Here is a 1,236-nt window from a genome sequence, read left to right as displayed (position 1 = left end):
GGCTGGAAAGGTATCGACAATCTGCCGGTATTGAATAATGAGAATCACGAAGTCAGAGAATATATCTACCAAGGTGAGGCATCGGTTATCAAACATTGGCTGAAGCCGCCATATTCCGTGGATGGCTGGCGTTTTGATGTCATTCATATGCTAGGTGAAGGGGAGGGGGCGAAAAACAACGCTCACTACGTGAAAGCATTTCGCCAAGCGACCAAATCCGTTAATCCGAATGCTTATGTGTTAGGTGAGCATTTTTTTGAAGCGACTCAATGGCTGCAAGGGGAGCAAGAAGACGGCGCGATGAACTACTACGGTTTTGCCCACCCTGTTCGAGCGTTTATCGCGCATCAAGACATCACGTACGACCCAATCGATATAGATGGTTTTGAGTTCAAAGCGTGGTTGGATGAAGCCAGAGCAAAAGTTCCTTTTGCCAATCAGCTCTCACAACTCAATCAACTTGATAGCCATGACACGGCACGTTTTCTCACCTTGGTGAATGGGGATGAGAAAAAAATGCAAATCGCGTTGGCCTTACTCATGACTTATGTCGGTGCGCCATGCATTTATTATGGTAGTGAAGTCGGTCTTGAGGGAAGCTTTGACCCAGATAACAGACGTTGTTTCCCTTGGCATTTAGTTCAGGGTTCGCCTTGGCTCCACCTGTACCAACAGTGGATTGAAATTCGCAAACAGTTCAAAGCTCTACAATCTGGCAGCATGCAATGGCTTTATTGCGACGAAAGAGCATTTGCTTATGCAAGACAGCTTGGTGAAGAGACGATCATTGTTGCAGTCAATATTGGTCTACAAGAAAGCACGATTGACCTACCATTGTGGCAGTTAGGCTTGAATGCGAAACACTTGCATCAATTATTAGATAAGTGTGAAATAATTGATTATGAAGGTCATGTTTCTGTCAATATGGCAGCATTAAGTATCAATTTGTGGCAAGTGAAGTGACACCGCATTCTATATTTATTAAAATTTGTGAATATGTTCATTAATAACTATAAACAGCCTCTTTAAGCCGATGCATATGAGAGGCGAACACTTAAACAATGGTACTCAATGGTTAACCAAAGGCGATTTAGCCTCTCATTTGTTGTTTTCTTTCCTTTAGTTCTATTCATTGTGGTAATGCTCGTTACTACAAAAAACTACTACGATGCAGTCAATCGCTATATTGATACTGAATATTCGCGTATCGATAGAGCGTTAACTCGTGGTATCAAA

1 protein-coding gene and 1 pseudogene are annotated in these 1,236 nt (G+C 42.5%); both read left to right on the top strand.

Annotation, left to right across the window (positions count from 1 at the left end; translation table 11 throughout):
• Positions 1-963, top strand: a 963-nt coding sequence (locus R7E00_RS24055; protein WP_318124774.1) for an alpha-amylase family glycosyl hydrolase, incomplete at its 5' end; no start/stop codon positions are given.
• A 108-nt stretch (positions 964-1,071) separates the two neighbouring features.
• Positions 1,072-1,236 (top strand): annotated as a pseudogene (locus tag R7E00_RS24050) (diguanylate cyclase); the annotation flags it as partial.

The organism is Vibrio sp. Vb1755 (assembly GCF_033338635.1).
Lineage (GTDB): Bacteria > Pseudomonadota > Gammaproteobacteria > Enterobacterales > Vibrionaceae > Vibrio > Vibrio alginolyticus.
Note: the sequence above shows the minus strand (reverse complement) of the source record. Positions and strands in the feature narration are given on the sequence as shown.